We start from the raw sequence: 17,974 nt of genomic DNA, 5'->3' as shown, positions 1-17,974 counted from the left end.
GCGATGGTGGAGGGGTGACGCCCTCTCGACAGCGGGATACCCCTCCACCCCCGGCTGCGCCGGCGGTCCCCCTCCCCTTGCAGGGGAGGATTTCCGGTGAGCCCCGCGCACGCCATGTCGCAACTCCCCGGCCTCCCCTCCTGGGGACAGGGCTGGCTCGACAGCTACATCGCCCGCGCCGGGATCGACGATGTCGTGCGGGGCGACAGCGGGCGGGGCGCGCGCTGGTGGCATCATCTGTTCGATGGCGTGGCGACCATCACCGAGGGGCATCTCCAGCGGTTGCAGGATCGGGTCGGTCGGCAGGTCGCCGAACTCGGCACCGCCTTCCGCCTGCCGGGCGACCAGCAGGAGCGCCCCTGGCCGCTCTCCGCCCTGCCGCTGCTGATAGGGCAGGACGAATGGACCGGCATTTCGGCCGGCGTCGCCCAGCGCGCCGAGCTGCTCGAACGGCTGCTGGCGGACATCTACGGCCCGGCCGATCTGGTCTCCTCGGGGCGCCTGCCCGCCGCCCTCGTCACCGGCAGCCGCCATTTCTGGCGCAGCATGATCGATGTGCCGCCGACCGGAGGCCATCGCCTGCAATTCTACGCGGTCGATCTGGCGCGCGGGCCCGATGGCGAGTGGCGCGTGCTGGCCGATCATGTCCGCGCGCCGGCCGGCGCCGGCTACGCGCTGGAGAACCGGCTGGGCGCGAGCCGGGTGATGGGCACGCTCCAGACCCGGCTCAACGTCGAGCGGCTGGCGCCCTTCTTCGCCGCCTTCCGCGAGGGGCTGGCCGCCGCCTGCCACCGCGCCGAACCGCGCATCGGCCTGCTCACCCCCGGCCGCTACAATCCGTCCTATGCCGAACAGGCGCATCTCGCGCGCTACCTCGGCATATTGCTGGTCGAGGGCGACGATCTCGCCGTGCGCGAGGACAGGCTGTACGTTCGCACGATCGAGGGGCTGAAGCGGGTCGACGCGCTGTGGCGGCGGATGGACACGCGCTTCCTCGATCCGCTGGCGTTCGATGCCGGATCGGGCATCGGCGTGCCCGCGCTGATGGATGCGATGCTGGCGGGCAATGCGATCATCGCCAACCATCCCGGCGTCGGCGTGGTCGAGAGCCCGGCGATGGCGGCCTTTCTGCCGGCCCTGTCGCGCCGCCTGCTCGGCACCGATCTGCTGCTGCCGAACATCGCCACCTGGTGGTGCGGGCAGGATTGGGCGCGCGGGCAGGTGCAGGCCCGGCTGGACGAGATGCTCATCACGCCGGCATTCGCCGATGCGCCGGCCGGCCTGCCGGGCGGGCAGCCGGTGCTGGGCGGCTCGCTCGACCCCGCCGCGCGTGCCGCGCTCGCCGAGGCGATCGCCCGCCGGCCGATGGATTATGTCGGGCAGGAGGTCGTCCACCTCTCGACCATGCCGGCGGTGAGCGAGGGGCAACTCGTCGCCCGCCCCTTCACCCTGCGCGCCTTCGCGGCCCGCGACGGCAAGGGCCATTGGACGGTGATGCCGGGCGGCTTCGCCCGCCTGTCCGACGTGTCCGACGTGCGCGCCACGGTGATGGGCGAAGGCGCCTTTTCCGCCGACGTGTGCATCGCCGGGCTCGATCCGGTCGCGCCGGTCAGCCTGCTGCCGCACAATATCGCGATCCGCCGCAACCCCGGCACGCTCCCGTCGCGCGCGGCCGACAATCTATACTGGCTGGGCCGCTATCTGGAGCGGGGCGAGGCGACGTTGCGGCTGGTCCGCTCGGCGCTGGGCGGCACGATCGACGCGGACGGCGGCGGCGCGCTGGTGCCGGTCACGCTCGAACGCATCGCCACCATGCTCATCTCGTCGGGCGCGGCGGTGGCCGAGACGGACGAGGACGAGGAAGGCGACGACGATCGCGGCGGGGTGATCCTCGACCTGCCCGAACTCGCCCGCGACGCGCTCGACGGGCCGGGCAGCGCCAGCGTGCGATCGGTCTTCGCCTCGGTGCGGAACATCGGCGAGGGCATCCGCGATCGCCTCTCGGCCGACGTGTGGCGCCTGCTCGACAAGCCGCCGCCCGTCACGGCATCGGCCGATGCCGGCGCGCTCGCCGCCCGCGTCACCGCGCTTCAGGAGCGCTTCTCGGCGCTGGCCGGCCTCGCCGCCGAGAATATGAGCCGCAACGCCGGCTGGCGCTTCCACGACATGGGGCGCCGGCTGGAGCGCGCGGTGGTGTGCTGCCGCCTGCTGCGCACCTTCGCCGGCAATGCCGCCACGCAGGACGATCTGACGACCCTGCTCGATCTGGTCGACAGCCAGATCAGCTATCGCTCGCGCTATCTGGCGGGCATCGCGCTGGTGCCGGTGCGCGACCTGATCGCGCTCGATCCCAGCAACCCGCGCAGTCTGGCGTTCCAGATCGCGCGGGTGACCGAGCATCTGGCCGCCATCCCCAATTTGCGTGACGACGGTATGGCCGAGGAACAGCAGGTGCTGGCGACCGAATTGACCGCCGCGATCGCCACGGCCAAGGCGGAATCGCTCGGCGGCGATGCGGTGCTGGCGATGGAAAACCGGCTCTATGCCTTGTCCGACGCGATCGGCCGGCGCTTCTTCCTCCAGGGCGCCGAGACGATCCGTGCGCCGGGCATGACGCTGGCGTAAGGAGGGGAGCCATGCGTTACGCCATCCGCCACGTCACCCGCTTCAAATATGAGGCCCCGTTCCGCTTCGCGCGCTGCAACCTGCGGCTGAAGCCGATCGACTGGGAGGGCCAGCGGGTCGAGGAATCCGCGCTGGAGGTGACCCCCGCGCCCTTGAGCGAAACGCCACGCCCCGCCGGCTATCTCTGCCACGTCACCCGCATCCTGCTCGATAAGCCCGCGACCGAATTGGTGATCGAAAGCCGGGCGCGGCTGACGGTCGATCGGGTCGCGCCGGTCGCCGATCCGGCGGACCTCTCCGTGGCGGCGGTGGCCGCGCTGTGCCGGGCCTCCACCGATCTCGGCGTGATGTCGCCCGCCGGCTATCTCTTCCCCTCGGGCGGGATCGATCTGGTGCCGGCCATCATCGACTGGTGCACGCAAGAATTCGCCCCCACGCGCGGCATCGTCGAGGCGGGGCTGGCCCTGTCGAAGCGGATCAAGGCGGAGTTCCGCTACGACGGCAGCGCGACCCAGATCGACACCACCCCCGCGCAGGCCTTCGCCGCCAAAGCCGGCGTCTGCCAGGATTTCGCGCAGATCATGATCTCGGGCCTGCGTGGCCTCGGCCTCGCCGCCGCCTACGTGTCGGGCTATCTGCGCACCCTGCCGCCGCCCGGCAAGCCGCGTCTGGTCGGCGCGGACGCGACCCACGCATGGGTGCTGCTGTGGTGCGGCCCGGCGCGCGGCTGGCTGGGCTTCGATCCCACCAACGGCGTGACGATGGGCGCCGACCATATCGTCACCGCCATCGGCCGCGACTATGCCGACGTCGCCCCGATCGACGGCGTGTTCGTCGGCCGCGACGGGCAGGATATCGATGTGTCGGTGGATGTGGAGCCGCTGGAGGATGCGGCTGCGGCGGCGTGAACAGGCCACTCTAACAAACCCGTTCGTCCTGAGCGCAGTCGAAGGACGTGCGCCAAGCGGTGTCGTCCAGTCGCACGTCCTTCGACTACGCTCAGGACGAACGGGGGAAGTATGCGACTTCAGCCGATATTAACCCGCTCATCGCTATCGCGAATCATCTAAGTCTCGATCGAACCGCCGATTCCTGCTAAGCGCATGCCTAGCTCGCGGTCGTTCGTCGATCGCCTCCGACCCGAAGGGCCGTGATGATCCGTACCTGGTTTCTGCCGCTGATCCTGCTGCTCGCCATGCCCGCCTTCGCGCAGACGCAGGAGGACAAGGATCCGCTCAGCCGGATGAAGAGCTATCCCGGTCGCCAGACGCGCACCGACGGCTACAAGACCGCGACCGATCGCGTCCCCACCTATCGCACCGCGAGCGAGCGCTGGGCCAGCTACCGCACCGCGACCGACAAATATGCCAAGCCTTATTCGACCGGCGCGCAGGACAAGAATGCGATCGGCACCGATCTGGCGCGTCTGGCGGGTATCGACATCAACGATCGGATGGCCTCGCTCGATCAGCCTTACAATCGCCTGTCGCCGACGCAGGGCGCCGGTGCCCAGAAGGTCGAGCGCGATCTGGCGCAGCAATGCGTGTATCAGCCGCGCCGCTGCCAGAAGCCGCAGCGGCTGGGCTCCGGCCGCCAGATCTATACCTCCTGGCAGCGCAACCGCCGCCGCGTGAACTGACCGCAGCCGGGGCCGAGTCAGGCCGCCGCCATCTGCGGCTGAGTGAACGCGCCCCGGATCTCGCCGTTTCGCGCGCGGCGGACGAGCTGGTTCACATAATCCAGCTTGGCGATGATCTTCTGCGAGAGATGGAACGGGTAGAGATCCGCCTGGCCCATGCTGCGGTTGATGGCGTTCTGCGCGAAGCTGAACGGGCGCCATTCGGCGACCAGCTGACTGGTCGGCGCGTTATAGGGGTCGAAGCTGGCGTCCGGCTGTTCCTCCTCGCCGGGCCAGTTGGTCATGCGCATCCCGAAGCCGCCCAGCGTCGCCAGCGCGTCGACGATGTGGAGATAATGGGCGAAGGTCTCGGCGAAATCCTCCCACGGATGCATCGTGGCATAGGCCGAGACGAAATCGCTGGTCCAGCCGCTGCCGCTGCCGTCGCCGCCATAATGCAGGCTCTTGGCATCCTCATAGCTGATCGTCTCATCGCCGAAGAGCGCGCGGAAGGCGTGGACCTCGTCGGTATTCTCGATCAGGCGCGACCAGTAATGATGGCCCACCTCGTGCCGCATATGGCCGAGCAGGGTGCGATAGGGTTCGCCCAGCGAGCGGCGGATGCGCTCGCGCTCGACATCGTCGGCCTCGATCAGGTTGAGGGTGACGAGGCCGGATTCGTGGCCGGTGAACACCTGCTGCTGGCCGTTGTTCTCGATGCTGGGATCGTAGAGGAAATCGAACGCCAGCCCCTGCGGCGCGCCGGTGGCGGCGGCCTCGCCGATCGTTTCCAGCGGCAGCTTCATGTGGATCAGTTCGTGAAACAAGCGGCGCTTGGCCGCCTCGATCTTGCCCCAGCGCTCGGGAACGGTCGGGTCGGCGGTCAGGTCGGGGATGGTGCGGTTGTGGCGGCAGGCGCGGCAGAAGGGCGTGTCGTCGCCGGTCGGCACCAGCCAGTTGCACACCTCGAACTCATTGTTGTTGGCGCAGACGACGACATCATGGTCGCGCCCGGCGGCGTCGCGCCAGGTCGTCGCATTGTCGCCCAGGAACAGGAAGCCCTCGCTGGCCGGATCGTAGCCGAGTGTGAAGGAGCAGTTCGGGCAGACCCGCACCTCGAAATGGTTGAGGCGAGCGCAATTGGGGCAAGCGAGGGGAGCCACGGAAAACACCTTTGATATTGGGGATTTGCCCGCCTGAACGCCCTTCCGCGAAGATGGTGCCGTGATGCGCCCTAAAATCCATTCTCTCCCCTCCCGCTTGCGGGAGGGGTCGGGGGAGGGCGCGCGGTCCGCCAGGGTTGCGCCGTCGTGGCGATGGATAGGCCCACCCCCAGCCCCTCTCGCAAGCGGGAGGGGTGTTCTTCAGCGCGAAATACCTCTTGTGTGTCGGCTCCCCCATGCGCACATCGCGTTGCACTCGGGCAACACGGACGACGATGGCGGATCTCTATTCAAGGCTGGGTGTGGCGCGCGACGCGGATGAGGCGACGATCAAGAAAGCCTATCGCAAGCTCGCCAAGGAACTGCACCCCGATCGCAACAAGGACAATCCCAAGGCTTCCGAGCGCTTCTCGGAGGTGACGCAGGCCTATGACCTTCTCTCCGACAAGGACAAACGCGCGCAATATGATCGCGGCGAGCTGGACGAACAGGGCAATCCCAGGGCGCCGTTCGGCTATGGCGGCGGGCATCCCGGCGGCGGTTTCCGCCAGCGCGGGCCGGCGGGTGGCGCGGACTTCGGTGGCGGCGGCGGAGATTTCTCGGATATCTTCGAGGGGCTGTTCGGCGGCGCGGCCGGGCGCGGCGGCGGGGGCAATCCGTTCGGCGGCGGCAGCGGCGGCTTCCGCCAGCGCGCAGCCCCCAAGGGCGCCGACGTCGCCTATCGCCTGTCGGTGGATTTCGAGGAGGCCGCCGCGCTCAAGTCGCAGCGGGTGACGCTGTCCTCGGGCAAGACGATCGACCTGAAACTCACGGCCGACGCGGTCGGCGGATCGCCGATGCGGCTGGGTGGGCAGGGCGAGGCCGGCCCCGGCGGCGCGGGCGACGCGATCGTCACCGTCGAGGTGAAGCCCCACCGCTTCTACAAGCGCGACGGCGACGACGTGCGGCTCGACCTGCCGATCCGGCTCGACGAGGCGGTGCTAGGCGCGACCGTCAAGGTGCCGACCGTCGAGGGCGCGGTGATGCTGAAGCTGCCGGCCGGCTCCTCCTCGGGCAAGGTGATGCGCCTCAAGGATCGCGGCTTCCACAGGAAGGACGGCACGCGCGGCGCGCAATATGTGACCCTGATGGTCGACCTGCCCGCCGACGACGCGGCACTGACCGCCTTCGTCGAAAGCTGGGAAGAGGAAAAGGCACGCAACCCGAGGGCCGGGTTGGGGGTTTGAAGAATCGTTTCGGGGCCGTTTGAAAGGGAGAGGTTTGCAGCGAATCTCTCCCGAATCGCCCGAGGAACGCGCCGCCCATCCGCTCTGGCGGCGCTCGCTCCGTCGGCTGCGCCCGACGCGGCGGGTGATGGAGGTCGTCAAGCGGGTTGCGATCGGCGTCTATTCGGATGGCTTCATCCACGCCGGAAACCTCGCCTATCTGGCGCTGGTCTCCCTTTTCCCCTTCTTCATCGTGCTGGCGGCGCTGGCGCAGGCGTTCGATCGCGGGCCGGATACGGCCGCCGCCATCGCCAGCTTTCTGCGCACCCTGCCCCCCACCGTGGCCAATCTGCTGCGCCAGCCGATCGCCGACGTGCTGGCCAACCGCACCGGCGCGCTGCTGTGGCTGGGCGCGCTCGTCGGCTTCTGGACGGTCGGCAGCTTCATCGAGACGATCCGCGACATCCTGCGCCGCGCCTACGGCACGCAGTTCAGCCGCGCCTTCTGGCATTACCGGCTCGGGTCGGTCGCGATCATCTTCGTGTCGGTGGTGGCGGTGTTGACGGCCTTTTCGGCGCAGGTTGTGCTGACCGGCGCCGAGCAGTTCATCTATCGCCTGCTGCCCTTCACGACGCGGATCGGCGCGGTCATCAACGTGCTGCGCCTGCCGACCCTGCTGCTGCTGACCGGATCGATCTACCTCGTCTTCCTGACGCTCACGCCGGCCAAATATCGCTATGCGGGCTGCCCGAAATGGCCGGGCGCGCTGTTCACCAGCGTGTGGTGGATGGCGATCACGATGGCGCTGCCCGCCGCCCTCTCGCTGCTGGGCGGTTACGATCGCACCTACGGCAGCCTGGCGGGCGTGGTGATCGCCTTGTTCTTCTTCTGGCTGGTCGGCTTCGGGCTGGTGATCGGCGCGCATCTCAACGCGGCACTGGCGGAAACCCCTGAAGCGCGGCTAAGGGGATCGGCACCGGAAGCGAGGGAGTAGAGATGGCCGGGTTGATGGAGGGCAAGCGGGGGCTCATCATGGGCCTCGCCAACGACAAGTCGCTCGCCTGGGGAATTTCCAAGGCGCTCGCCGCGCAGGGCGCGGAGCTGGCCTTTTCCTACCAGGGCGAGGCGCTGGCCAAGCGCGTGCGCCCGCTGGCGGCCGAACTGGGCAGCGATTTCCTGGTGGAATGCGACGTATCGAGCATGGAGGCGATCGACGCGACCTTCGCGCAGGTCGCCGAACGCTGGCCGACGATCGACTTCCTCGTCCACGCCATCGGCTTTTCCGACAAGAACGAGCTGCGCGGCCTGTTCGTCGATACCAGCCTGGATAATTTCCTGCTGACGATGAACATCTCGGTCTACAGCTTCGTCGCCGTCACCCGCGCGGCGCGGCGGATGATGCCCGATGGCGGATCGGTGCTGACGCTCAGTTATTACGGCGCCGAGAAGGTCGTGCCGCATTACAACGTGATGGGCGTGGCGAAGTCGGCGCTGGAAACCTCGGTCAAATATCTGGCGATGGATCTGGGGCGCGAGAAGATCCGGGTCAACGCCATCTCGGCCGGCCCGATCAAGACGCTGGCGGCCAGCGGCATCGGCGATTTCCGTTACATCATGAAGTGGAACGAATATAATTCCCCGCTCCGCCGTAACGTGACCATCGAGGATGTCGGCGGCGGCGCGCTCTATCTGCTATCCGATCTGGCGAGCGGCGTGACGGGGGAGATCCACCATGTCGACGCGGGGTACAACGTGATCGGCATGAAGGCGGAGGATGCGCCCGACATCGGGCTAGTGTGATCTGATGCCGCTCGTCTTTCGCGACAAGGGTTTGCGGTTTCACTTCTTCTCGAACGAGGGCAATCCGCGCGAGCCGATCCATATCCATGTCGAGCGCGATGGGCACGAAGCCAAGTTCTGGCTTGGTGACACGATCGAGCTGGCTTACAATCATGGACTGGATCGGCGCTCGCTCGCGATGGCGCTGCTTATCATCAGGGCGCGCAAGCGCGAGTTGCAGGACGCATGGCATGGACACTTCCGCTAAGGCGGTCGAGGTTCGCTTCGACGACGTGACAATGTGGGTCGAGCTGGAGGACGGTCGCACGCTCGGTGTGCCCCTTGTCTGGTTTCCGCGCCTGCTGGATGGATCGCCGGAGGATCGCGCCAAGGTACATATCGGAACAGTCGGTCTCCACTGGGACGAGCTTGACGAGGATATCTCGATCGCCGGCCTGCTGGCGGGGCGGGGCGACATGACGCGGACGCGCGCTACCGCCGCATGAGCCTCAACAGTTTCGGTCGTCTGTTCCGCTTCACCACCTGGGGCGAGAGCCATGGGCCGGCGCTGGGCGCCGTCGTGGACGGGTGCCCGCCGGGGTTGCCGCTCAGCGAAAGCGATATCCAGCCCTGGCTCGACAAGCGGCGCCCCGGCACCTCGCGCTTCACCACGCAGCGGCAGGAGCCGGACACCGTCCGCATCCTCTCGGGCGTGTTCGGGGGGCGGACGACGGGCACGCCGATCAGCCTGATGATCGAGAATGTCGACCAAAGGTCGAAGGATTATTCGGAGGTCGCGCTCGCCTATCGGCCGGGCCATGCCGATTATGCCTATGACGCGAAATACGGCTTCCGCGACTATCGCGGTGGCGGGCGATCCTCGGCGCGGGAGACGGCGGCGCGGGTGGCGGCGGGGGCTGTGGCGCGCGCGGTGATCCCCGAGGTTTCGATCCGCGCCTATCTGGTCGAGCTGGGCGGCAATCCGATCGACCCGGCGGCGTTCGACGATGGCGAGATCGATCGCAACCCCTTCTTCTGCCCCGATGCCGCCGCCGCCGCGCGGTGGGAGGTGATCGTCGACAATGCGCGCAAGGCCGGTTCCTCGGTGGGCGCGGTGGTCGAATGCGTCGCGACCGGCGTGCCGGCCGGCTGGGGCGCGCCGCTCTATGCCAAGCTGGACAGCGAGCTGGCCTCGGCGCTGATGTCGATCAACGCGGTGAAGGGCATCGAGATCGGCGACGGTTTCGCCGCCGCGCGGCTGACCGGCGAGAGCAACGCCGATCCGATGCGCCCCGGCGCGAACGGCAAGCCCGAATTCCTCGCCAACCATGCCGGTGGCATCGCGGGCGGTATCGCCACCGGCCAGCCGGTGGTGGTGCGCGTCGCGCTCAAACCCACCTCCTCGATCCTCACGCCGGTCGAGACGATCGGCCGCGACGGGCAGGCGGCCGACATCCGCACCAAGGGCCGCCACGACCCCTGCGTCGGCATCCGCGCCGCGCCGGTGGTGGAGGCGATGGTCGCGCTGGTGCTGGCCGACCAGAAATTGCTCCACCGGGGGCAGGTGGGCGGGGCATGAGCCGGGTCGCCCGTCACCTGATCGTGACAGGCAAGGTGCAGGGCGTGTTCTTCCGCGACTGGACGGTGGCGCAGGCGACGGGCCTCGGGCTCGACGGCTGGGTGCGCAACCTGCCCGACGGGACTGTCGAAATCCTCGCCGCGGGCGATACCGCCGCCGTCGCCGATCTGATCCGCCGCGCGCATGACGGGCCCGCCCGCGCGCAGGTGGATGGCGTGACGGAGGCGCCGGCCGACGATCCCGGCACGACGGGGTTCGCCCGCCGCTAGGCCTCGCTGTCGAGAACGAAACGCCGCAAGGCGCGTGCGTCGTGCAGGGCGTTGTGCGGCACCGCGCTGTTGTGCGCGGTGGAAAAGCCGGGGGTGCGGCGGAACTCGAATTCGATCCGCCCGACATCGACGATATCGCGCGGGCCGGTGAGCAGCAGGCGGCAGAAGAGCGCGATATCCTCTGGCCAGTCGGCTACGATCAGCGGCGCCGGATCGGTCGCCAGATACGCCGCCAGATCGTGCGCGGCGGCGATCCGGTCCAGCCGGTTATCGAGCGCCTGGGGCACCTGATACAGATAGGGTACGACATGCGCGCGCACCCAAGGATCGACCTCGTCGGGCAGCGGCAGGGCGACGTAATAATCCTGATCGCCCTCCTCCGCCGCGAGGCCGAGGCTGATGAGGTCGCCGCCGAAGCCGTTGAATTCGGTATCGAGGAAATAGCGCATGATGCTCCTTATGCCCTCAAACCGACGGCCTTAACCTTGCCCGTTCGCCCTGAGCGAAGTCGAAGGGCGTGCCCCGAACGCTGCGTCTGCCTCCCGTGCTTCGACTTCGCTCAGCACGAACGGAATCGCAATCCTACCGCACGAAACCCTTGGCCGGATGCGCCACTTCCGGGTGATCGCCGTCCAGTGCCTCGTCGAGCAGCTTGGCCAGCCGCAGCCCGCCCTTGGCGATGGTCAGCCGCACCCGGGGCACCAGCCGGTCGATCGTCGCCGCGTCCATCGTCACCCGCCCGTCGGGCGTGGCGCAGGGGTCGGCCATGACGGCGGCATAGGCGTCGTGCGCCATCTGCCAGCTTTCGCGGCTCCAATCCTCGATCGTGCCGCCCGCGAGAGTTGCGCGCTCGGCGACCGGCACTTCGGCCAGGATGCCTTTCGCGCCCGCTTCCGGGGTGGAGATCGCGCGCTCGGCGAGGAGACCGTCCCAGATGGAATGGAGGTTCATGCGGCCGCCGATCGCGCCGTAATTCACCTTCGCCTGATTGCCGCCGAGATCGTGATGGTCGCCGGCATGGAGCGGCTGGTGGAGATCGCCGACGAAGTGGACGAGGAAGGCCAGCGCCTCGATCCGGTCGCGGGTGGGCAGCTTGCGATCGGCCAGCATCCGCTGCGCGCGGGCGATCTGCGCGGAGACGCAATTGCCGTCCGGGCAATTGGGCTTCACCGCGAAGGGCTTGCAGATATCGACGTTCTGATAATGCCAATTGTAGGCGTAGCTGAAGCGATCGCCGAGCGGCTTGATGCAATCGGCCCAGACGCTGGCATCCTCGATCGTTTTCAGCGGGCAGGTCGGCGTGCCGACGAGCGCGCCTTGCTTCAGCAGCCGATCGATCTCCAGCCGGGTGCGCGGGGTGACGTTCATCCGCGCGATGCCGGCGACGGTCTCATGCCCCCATTCCCACCAGGCGGCGGCCGGCGAGGCGGTGAGGATCAGGGCCGCGAGGGCCAGCAGCAGGGCGGGGATACGACGCATGATTGCGCCCTTAATGGGTTTTGATGACGGGTGGAATGACGCGGTTACAAGATGCGTCGCCCCGGCGCAGGCCGGGGCCGCTGTACGCTTGGGGCGACGGCTGTGGCAGCCGCCAGAGGCCCCGGCCTGCGCCGGGGCGACGGCCTATGTCACCCCTCCTCCCCGAAGATCGCCACCGTCCCCGCCTCGCCCGCGCGGCGGATGCCCCGGTGCATCCCCGCCGTCGTCAGCGCCCAGCCGGCCTCGCCGGCAGGCGTCACCACGATCGCGCCGCCGCGCCCGCCGAGCGCCTCGGCCTCGGCCAGCATAATGCCGGCCGCATCGACGACATTCTCGCCCAGCAGCCGCACCCGCGCGGCGATGCCGTGGGCGACGCCGGCGCGGATGAAATGTTCGCCGGAGCCCGTGCAGGAGACGGCGCAGGCGCGGTCGTCCGCCCAGGTGCCCGCGCCGATCGACGGCGAATCGCCGATCCGGCCCCAGCGCTTGCCGGTCACCCCGCCGGTCGAGGTGGCGGCCGCGAGGTGCCCGGCGGCATCCACCGCGACCGCGCCGACGGTGCCGTATTTCATGTCCACGTCGAACGCGTCGGGGTCGCGCGCCAGCATTTCGGTGAGCTGGCGGCGGCGTTCGGCGACCTCGAACCAGGCGGGCTCGGCCTGTTCCAGCCCCTGATCGCGCGAGAAACGATCGGCCCCCGCGCCGGACAGCAGGACGTGCGGGCTCCGCTCCATCACCGTGCGCGCCAGATCGACCGGGTGGCGGGTGGTGGTGACGCCGGCGACCGCGCCGGCATCTCGGGTGGCGCCGTCCATGATCGCGGCGTCATGCTCGATCCGCCCGTCCTGCGTGAGCGCCGCGCCGCGCCCGCTGTTGAAATGCGGATCGTCCTCCAGCACGCGCACGGCGGCGGCCACCGCGTCGAGCGCGGGGCCGCCCGCATCGAGGATCGCGGCGCCGGCATCGAGCGCGGCGGTCAGCGCGGCGCGGATCGCGGACTCCTGATCGGGGCTGACGGTGTCGCGGGTGAGGCGGCCGGCGCCGCCGTGGATGACGAGGGTCCATTGCATGGGGTGGGTGCATACACCCCGCGATCGTAAGCGTCATTCTCTGCCGTTCGTGCCGAGCGTAGTCGAGGTACGGGGGAGCCGGGTCGCTTGGGGCACGTCCCTCGACTACGCTCGGGACGAACGGGGAGAGCCGTGCGTGGGCTATTGGCTTGAGCCCTGCCGCATCCGCCATTACAGCGCCGTTCCGATGAGCGATCCCGCCGCCCGCGCAAACCCTCTCGGCGATCGGCCGCACCCGTTTCCCCATCGCGATCTCGTCAGCATCTACGGGCTCCAGCCGTGGGAGATCACCGGCCTGCTCGACGAGGCGGAGCAATGGGTCGAGGTGAATCGCGGGCGGACCAAGCATGATGAGCGGCTGCGCGGGCTGACACTCATCAACGCCTTCTTCGAGAACAGCACCCGCACGCTCCTCTCGTTCGAGATCGCCGGCAAAAGGCTGGGGGCGGACGTCGTCAACATGGCGGTCGCGCAATCGAGCGTGAAGAAGGGCGAGACGCTGATCGACACGGCGATGACGCTCAACGCGATGCGTGCCGACGTCATCGTCATCCGCCACGAATCATCGGGCGCGGTGCAGCTGATCGCCGACAAGGTCGATTGCCCCGTCCTCAACGCGGGCGACGGACGCCACGAGCATCCGACCCAGGCCTTGCTCGACGCGCTCACCATCCGCCGCCGCAAGGGGCGGATCGAGGGGCTGACGGTCGCCATCTGCGGCGACGTGCTGCACAGCCGGGTCGCGCGTTCCAACATCCTCTGCCTCACGGCGCTTGGCGCCGAGGTGCGGGTCGTGGCCCCGCCCACGCTCCTCCCGCCCGCCATCGAGGCGATGGGCGTCACGCCCTTCACCGATTTCGACGAGGGCATCGCCGGGGCCGACGTGGTGATGATGCTGCGCCTCCAGCGCGAGCGGATGGCGGGCGGCTTCGTGCCTTCCCCGCGCGAATATCACATGCTCCACGGCCTCACGCCCGAGCGGCTGGCGCGCGCCGCGCCCGACGCGCTGGTGATGCACCCCGGCCCGATGAACCGGGGGATCGAGATCGCCTCGTCGGTGGCGGACGATCTCCAGCGATCGGCGATCACCGAACAGGTCGAGATGGGCGTGGCCGTGCGCATGGCCTGCCTCGACGTGCTGACGCGCGGGCGGCGGGGGATCGAGGGATGGTGACCAACGCCCCCCTCGCCATCCTCAACGCGCGCCTGATCGATCCCGTAGCGGGCAGCGAGACGCGCGGCGGCATATTGTTGAAGGACGGCGCGATCGCCGCGACGGGCCTGTTCGATCTGCCCGCCGACGCGCGCACGATCGACGCGCGCGGCGCGGTGGTGGCGCCCGGCCTGATCGACGTGGGCGTGTTCGCGATCGACCTGCCGGCGTTTGCGGCGGGCGGCATCACCCGCGCCGCGCTGATGCCCGATCAATCGCCCCCGCTCGACGAGGTGGCGCTGGTCCAGCGCGCGGCGGCGGCCGGCAAGCCCGATCTGTGGGTCCACCCGATCGCGGCGGCCACGCGCGGGCTGGCGGGCGCTGAGCTGGCCGAGATCGGCCTGATGCGATCGGGCGGCGCGGTCGCGGTCGCCACCGGGCGGCGGCGGATCGCCGACGCGGGCACGATGCAGCGGCTGCTGGCCTATGCCGGCGCGCTCGGCCTGCCGGTGATCGCCCATGCCGAGGACGAGGGGCTCGCCGGCGCCGCCGTCGCCACCGCCGGCGAGACCGCGACCCGGCTAGGGCTCGCGTCGGCCCCGGCCATCACCGAGGCGCTGGCCGTCGCGCGCGATCTGATGCTGGCCGAGGAAACCGGCGCGCGGCTCCATTTCCGCCAGATCACCACCGCGCGCGCGCTCGACCTGATCCGCGCCGCCCGCAAGCGCGGCCTCGCCGTCACCTGCGGCATCAGCCCGGCGCATCTGCTGCTGTCCGATACCGCCGTCACCGGCTTCCGCACCTTCGCCCGCCTCTCGCCGCCCTTGCGCGACGAGCGCGACCGGCTCGCCTGCCTGGCGGCGGTGGCGGACGGCACGATCGACATGCTGTGCTCGGCGCACGACCCGCAGGGGCCGGAGGCCAAGCGGCTGCCCTTCGCCGACGCCGAACCCGGCATGGCGGGCGCCGAGACGCTGCTGACCCTGTCGCTCAATCTGGTGCGCGACGGGCATGTCAGCCTGCCGCGCCTGCTGGCCCTGCTCTCGACCGCGCCGGCCACGCTGATCGGCCTCGATCCGGGCAGCCTCGCCATCGGCGCGCCCGCCGATCTGGTGCTGTTCGATCCCGACGCGCCGTGGGTGATCCGCGCCGAGGCGATGGCGGCCAAAGCGGGCAACACGCCGTTCGACGGGCTTCCGGTGCAGGGCAAGGTCCGTCATACCATCAAGGGCGGCACGATCGTCCTGTAAGGGCGTTCCTGCCGCATCGCAGCATCGTTGGGGGCCATATGGCGACGATCACCCAGAATCCGGACATCCGCTTCCTCGGCCGCCTGCTCGGCGACGTGATCCGCGCTTATGGCGGCGACGGGCTGTTCCGGCGGATCGAATATATCCGCTCGGCCTCGGTCGATCGCGCGCGTGGGCTGGCGGGCGGCGACATCGATCCGGGGCTGGATGCGCTGACCCTGGACGAGGCGCTGGCCTTCACGCGCGGCTTCATGCTGTTCTCCCTGCTCGCCAATCTCGCCGAGGATCGGCAGGGCGCCACCACCGAGCAGGGATCGGACTTGTCCGACGCGCTGGAGCGGCTGGAGAAGGAGGGCATCGACCGCGCCGCCGCGCTCGACCTGCTCAACCGCGCGCTGATCGCCCCGGTGCTGACCGCGCACCCGACCGAAGTCCGCCGCAAGAGCATCATCGACCATCGCAACCGCATCGCCGCGCTGATGCGGCTGAAGGATGCCGGCCGCGAGGAGACGCCCGACGGCGAGATCATCGACGAGGCGATCACCCGCCAGATCGCCCTGCTGTGGCAGACGCGCCCGCTCCGCCGCGAGCGGCTGTTCGTGGCCGACGAGATCGAGATCGCGCTCTCCTATCTGCGCGACAGTTTCCTGCCGGTGCTGCCCGCGCTCTATGCCCGGTGGGAGCGCGCGCTGGGCCATCGCCCGGCCAGCTTCCTCAAGCCCGGCAACTGGATCGGCGGCGACCGCGACGGCAATCCCTTCGTCACCGCCGATACGCTGCGCCTCAACCTCGCCACCGCGTCCGAAGCCGTGCTGGCGCATTATCTCGACCTGACCCACGCGCTGGGCGCCGAACTCTCCATCTCCAGCGAGCTGGCGACGGTGACGGGCGATGTCGAGGCGCTGGCGGAGGGCGGGCAGGATCCGTCGCCCGCGCGCGCCGACGAACCCTATCGCCGCGCGCTGACCGGCATCTACGCGCGGCTGGCGGCCACCTGCACGAAGATCACCGGCAAGGCCCCCGCGCGCCCGGCGGCCCACCCGGCCGACGCCTATGCCACGCCTGAGGAATTGCGCCACGACCTCGTCACGCTGGCCCATGCGCTGGGCGGGGCGGGCAAGGGGCTGCTGTCGTCGGGCGGGGCGCTCGGCCGGCTGATCCGCGCGGTCGAGACGTTCGGGTTCCACCTCGCCACGCTCGACCTGCGCCAGAATAGCGACGTGCACGAGCGGGTCGTCGCCGAACTGCTCAAGGTGGCGGGAGTCGAGGCCGATTATCTCGCGCTAGACGAGGAGGCACGGGTCGCGCTGCTGCGCCGCGAGCTGGGGCACAACCGCCCGCTTTCCAGCGCTTACTGCACCTATTCGGACGAGACGGCGTCCGAACTGGCGATCATGCACGCCGCCGCCGACGCCCATGCGCTCTACGGCCCGGCCTGCATCACCACCCACATCATCTCCAAGGCGGCGACCGTGTCGGACATGCTGGAGGTGGCGGTGATGCTGAAGGAGGCGGGCCTCTATCGCGCGCCGGAGGAGGAAGACGGCACGCCCCATTCCGCGATCATGGTGGTGCCGTTGTTCGAGACGATCGGCGATCTGGAGCGCGGGCCGGAGGTGATGACCGACTGGTTCGCGCTGCCCGAGGTTTCCGCCGTGGTGTGCGCGCGCGGCCATCAGGAGGTGATGGTCGGCTATTCGGACAGCAACAAGGACGGCGGCTACCTCACCTCGGTGTGGAGCCTGCATCAGGCGAGCCGCGCGCTGGCAGAGGTGTTCGCGAAGCAGAATGTCGCGATGCAGCTGTTCCACGGGCGCGGTGGCGCCGTCGGGCGCGGTGGTGGCTCCGCCTTCGCCGCGATCCTCGCCCAGCCGCCCGGCACGGTGCAGGGCCGCATCCGCATCACCGAACAGGGCGAGGTGATCGCCGCCAAATATGGCACGCGCGAAAGCACCGCCGCCAATCTCGAGATCATGGCCTCGGCCACGCTCCTGTCCAGCCTGGAACAGGGCGAGGTGGCGCCGGCCGACTACGCCCGCTTCGCCGAGGCGATGAGCGGCATCTCGCACGACGCCTTCACCAATTTCCGCGCGCTGGTGTACGAGACGGAGGGGTTCCGCACCTTCTTCCGCCAGTTCACCCCGATCGCCGAGATCGCCGATCTCAAGATCGGATCGCGCCCGGCCAGCCGCACCAAATCCGACCGGATCGAGGATCTGCGCGCCATCCCCTGGGTCTTTTCCTGGAGCCAGGCGCGGGTGATGCTGCCCGGCTGGTATGGCGTCGGGCAGGCGCTCGACACGGCCGACACGGGGATGCTGAAGGAGATGGTCGCGAGTTGGCCGTTCCTGCGCGCGACGCTCGCCAATCTGGAGATGGTGCTGGCCAAATCCGACATGGGCATCGCAGAGCGGTATCTGGCGCTGGTCGAGGATCAGGATGCCGGCCGCGCCATCTTCGATCGCATCCGCGACGGCTGGCAGCTGACTCACGATCGCCTGCTCGACATCACCGGCCAGTCGCGCCTGCTGGAAAAGAGCCCCGCGCTCGACGCCTCGGTGCGGCTGCGCCTGCCCTATATCGAGCCGCTCAACTTCCTCCAGATCGAACTCATCAAGCGCCATCGCGCCGGGGAGGACGATCCGCGGGTGCGAGAGGGCATCCAGCTCTCGATCAACGCGATCGCGACGGCATTGCGCAACAGCGGCTAACCGCCACTCGTCATTGCGAGCGCAGCGAAGCAATCCAGCGGCGGAAGCTGGATCGCCGCGCTACGCTCGCGAT

At 69.3% G+C, this 17,974-nt stretch carries 17 protein-coding genes; 13 read left to right on the top strand and 4 right to left on the bottom strand.

Annotation, left to right across the window (positions count from 1 at the left end):
- Positions 1-114 precede the first annotated feature (114 nt).
- The 3 genes from PQ455_RS18300 to PQ455_RS18290 all read left to right on the top strand — a co-directional run bounded on the left by PQ455_RS18300 (position 115) and on the right by PQ455_RS18290 (position 4,264).
- Positions 115-2,625: a circularly permuted type 2 ATP-grasp protein gene (locus tag PQ455_RS18300; protein ID WP_273691447.1), complete on the top strand. Its 2,511-nt coding sequence runs from the start codon at positions 115-117 to the stop codon at positions 2,623-2,625.
- Positions 2,626-2,636: 11 nt separating this feature from the next.
- Complete coding sequence (locus tag PQ455_RS18295; RefSeq protein WP_273687831.1) at positions 2,637-3,533, top strand: transglutaminase family protein; 897 nt, start codon at positions 2,637-2,639, stop codon at positions 3,531-3,533.
- A 245-nt stretch (positions 3,534-3,778) separates the two neighbouring features.
- Positions 3,779-4,264, top strand: a complete 486-nt coding sequence (locus tag PQ455_RS18290) for a hypothetical protein (RefSeq protein ID WP_273687829.1) — start codon at positions 3,779-3,781, stop codon at positions 4,262-4,264.
- Between the two features lie 17 nt (positions 4,265-4,281).
- On the opposite strand, the gene PQ455_RS18285 is transcribed toward PQ455_RS18290, so the two are convergent.
- Positions 4,282-5,406, bottom strand: a complete 1,125-nt coding sequence (locus PQ455_RS18285; RefSeq protein WP_273687827.1) for a zinc-binding metallopeptidase family protein — start codon at positions 5,404-5,406, stop codon at positions 4,282-4,284.
- 275 nt (positions 5,407-5,681) lie between these two features.
- Here PQ455_RS18285 and PQ455_RS18280 point away from each other — a divergent pair, with 275 nt between their 5' ends.
- From PQ455_RS18280 to PQ455_RS18250, 7 genes are read left to right on the top strand one after another with little or no spacing between them, the layout of a single operon-like run.
- Positions 5,682-6,632 (top strand): DnaJ C-terminal domain-containing protein, encoded by a 951-nt coding sequence (locus PQ455_RS18280; protein WP_273687823.1) that lies wholly within the window; start codon positions 5,682-5,684, stop codon positions 6,630-6,632.
- 34 nt (positions 6,633-6,666) lie between these two features.
- Positions 6,667-7,605: a YihY/virulence factor BrkB family protein gene (locus PQ455_RS18275; RefSeq protein ID WP_273687822.1), complete on the top strand. Its 939-nt coding sequence runs from the start codon at positions 6,667-6,669 to the stop codon at positions 7,603-7,605.
- Between the two features lie 2 nt (positions 7,606-7,607).
- Complete coding sequence (gene fabI, locus PQ455_RS18270) at positions 7,608-8,411, top strand: enoyl-ACP reductase FabI (protein WP_273687821.1); 804 nt, start codon at positions 7,608-7,610, stop codon at positions 8,409-8,411.
- 4 nt (positions 8,412-8,415) lie between these two features.
- A complete protein-coding gene (locus PQ455_RS18265; RefSeq protein WP_273687818.1) occupies positions 8,416-8,658 on the top strand; it encodes a DUF4160 domain-containing protein in 243 nt (80 codons plus the stop codon).
- Entirely contained in the window at positions 8,642-8,896 is a 255-nt protein-coding gene (locus tag PQ455_RS18260) for a DUF2442 domain-containing protein (protein ID WP_273687817.1), read from the top strand. Before PQ455_RS18265 ends, PQ455_RS18260 begins: the two co-directional genes overlap by 17 nt.
- Positions 8,893-9,969, top strand: coding sequence for a chorismate synthase (gene aroC / locus PQ455_RS18255; RefSeq protein ID WP_273687815.1), 1,077 nt, complete (start codon positions 8,893-8,895; stop codon positions 9,967-9,969). Before PQ455_RS18260 ends, aroC begins: the two co-directional genes overlap by 4 nt.
- Positions 9,966-10,238, top strand: a complete 273-nt coding sequence (locus tag PQ455_RS18250) for an acylphosphatase (protein ID WP_273687813.1) — start codon at positions 9,966-9,968, stop codon at positions 10,236-10,238. The genes aroC and PQ455_RS18250 overlap by 4 nt, the downstream gene beginning before the upstream one ends.
- On the opposite strand, the gene PQ455_RS18245 is transcribed toward PQ455_RS18250, so the two are convergent.
- The 3 genes from PQ455_RS18245 to PQ455_RS18235 all read right to left on the bottom strand — a co-directional run bounded on the left by PQ455_RS18245 (position 10,235) and on the right by PQ455_RS18235 (position 12,787).
- Positions 10,235-10,687, bottom strand: coding sequence for a hypothetical protein (locus PQ455_RS18245; protein WP_273687810.1), 453 nt, complete (start codon positions 10,685-10,687; stop codon positions 10,235-10,237). The two genes, PQ455_RS18250 and PQ455_RS18245, sit on opposite strands and share 4 nt — an antisense overlap.
- A gap of 133 nt (positions 10,688-10,820) precedes the next feature.
- The gene (locus PQ455_RS18240; RefSeq protein ID WP_273687808.1) at positions 10,821-11,717 is read right to left on the bottom strand and encodes a S1/P1 nuclease; all 897 of its coding nucleotides are present in this window, start codon (positions 11,715-11,717) and stop codon (positions 10,821-10,823) included.
- Between the two features lie 149 nt (positions 11,718-11,866).
- Positions 11,867-12,787 (bottom strand): isoaspartyl peptidase/L-asparaginase family protein, encoded by a 921-nt coding sequence (locus PQ455_RS18235; RefSeq protein WP_273687806.1) that lies wholly within the window; start codon positions 12,785-12,787, stop codon positions 11,867-11,869.
- A gap of 187 nt (positions 12,788-12,974) precedes the next feature.
- On the opposite strand from PQ455_RS18235, the gene PQ455_RS18230 reads away from it, so the two are divergent.
- Genes PQ455_RS18230 through ppc form a run of 3 tightly spaced genes read left to right on the top strand, consistent with a single transcriptional unit; the run spans position 12,975 to position 17,901 of the window.
- On the top strand, positions 12,975-13,961 hold the full coding sequence (locus PQ455_RS18230) for an aspartate carbamoyltransferase catalytic subunit (protein WP_273691445.1): 987 nt from the start codon (positions 12,975-12,977) through the stop codon (positions 13,959-13,961).
- Positions 13,958-15,190 (top strand): dihydroorotase, encoded by a 1,233-nt coding sequence (locus tag PQ455_RS18225; protein WP_273687805.1) that lies wholly within the window; start codon positions 13,958-13,960, stop codon positions 15,188-15,190. The genes PQ455_RS18230 and PQ455_RS18225 overlap by 4 nt, the downstream gene beginning before the upstream one ends.
- 38 nt (positions 15,191-15,228) lie before the next feature.
- A complete protein-coding gene (gene ppc, locus PQ455_RS18220; protein WP_273687803.1) occupies positions 15,229-17,901 on the top strand; it encodes a phosphoenolpyruvate carboxylase in 2,673 nt (890 codons plus the stop codon).
- Positions 17,902-17,974 lie beyond the last annotated feature (73 nt).

This window comes from Sphingomonas naphthae, from assembly GCF_028607085.1.
In the GTDB taxonomy this organism is placed as follows: domain Bacteria; phylum Pseudomonadota; class Alphaproteobacteria; order Sphingomonadales; family Sphingomonadaceae; genus Sphingomonas_Q; species Sphingomonas_Q naphthae.
The sequence above is the reverse complement of the archived record's forward strand: the minus strand, read 5'-3'. Positions and strand labels throughout refer to the sequence as shown.

Coding starts and splice junctions, on each gene's coding strand:
- PQ455_RS18300 (WP_273691447.1), top strand. CDS start 115: ATGTCGCAACTCCCCGGCCTCCCCTCCTGGGGACAGGGCTGGCTCGAC.
- PQ455_RS18295 (WP_273687831.1), top strand. CDS start 2,637: ATGCGTTACGCCATCCGCCACGTCACCCGCTTCAAATATGAGGCCCCG.
- PQ455_RS18290 (WP_273687829.1), top strand. CDS start 3,779: ATGATCCGTACCTGGTTTCTGCCGCTGATCCTGCTGCTCGCCATGCCC.
- PQ455_RS18280 (WP_273687823.1), top strand. CDS start 5,682: ATGGCGGATCTCTATTCAAGGCTGGGTGTGGCGCGCGACGCGGATGAG.
- fabI (WP_273687821.1), top strand. CDS start 7,608: ATGGCCGGGTTGATGGAGGGCAAGCGGGGGCTCATCATGGGCCTCGCC.
- PQ455_RS18265 (WP_273687818.1), top strand. CDS start 8,416: ATGCCGCTCGTCTTTCGCGACAAGGGTTTGCGGTTTCACTTCTTCTCG.
- PQ455_RS18260 (WP_273687817.1), top strand. CDS start 8,642: ATGGACACTTCCGCTAAGGCGGTCGAGGTTCGCTTCGACGACGTGACA.
- aroC (WP_273687815.1), top strand. CDS start 8,893: ATGAGCCTCAACAGTTTCGGTCGTCTGTTCCGCTTCACCACCTGGGGC.
- PQ455_RS18250 (WP_273687813.1), top strand. CDS start 9,966: ATGAGCCGGGTCGCCCGTCACCTGATCGTGACAGGCAAGGTGCAGGGC.
- PQ455_RS18245 (WP_273687810.1), bottom strand. CDS start 10,687: ATGCGCTATTTCCTCGATACCGAATTCAACGGCTTCGGCGGCGACCTC.
- PQ455_RS18240 (WP_273687808.1), bottom strand. CDS start 11,717: ATGCGTCGTATCCCCGCCCTGCTGCTGGCCCTCGCGGCCCTGATCCTC.
- PQ455_RS18235 (WP_273687806.1), bottom strand. CDS start 12,787: ATGCAATGGACCCTCGTCATCCACGGCGGCGCCGGCCGCCTCACCCGC.
- PQ455_RS18230 (WP_273691445.1), top strand. CDS start 12,975: ATGAGCGATCCCGCCGCCCGCGCAAACCCTCTCGGCGATCGGCCGCAC.
- ppc (WP_273687803.1), top strand. CDS start 15,229: ATGGCGACGATCACCCAGAATCCGGACATCCGCTTCCTCGGCCGCCTG.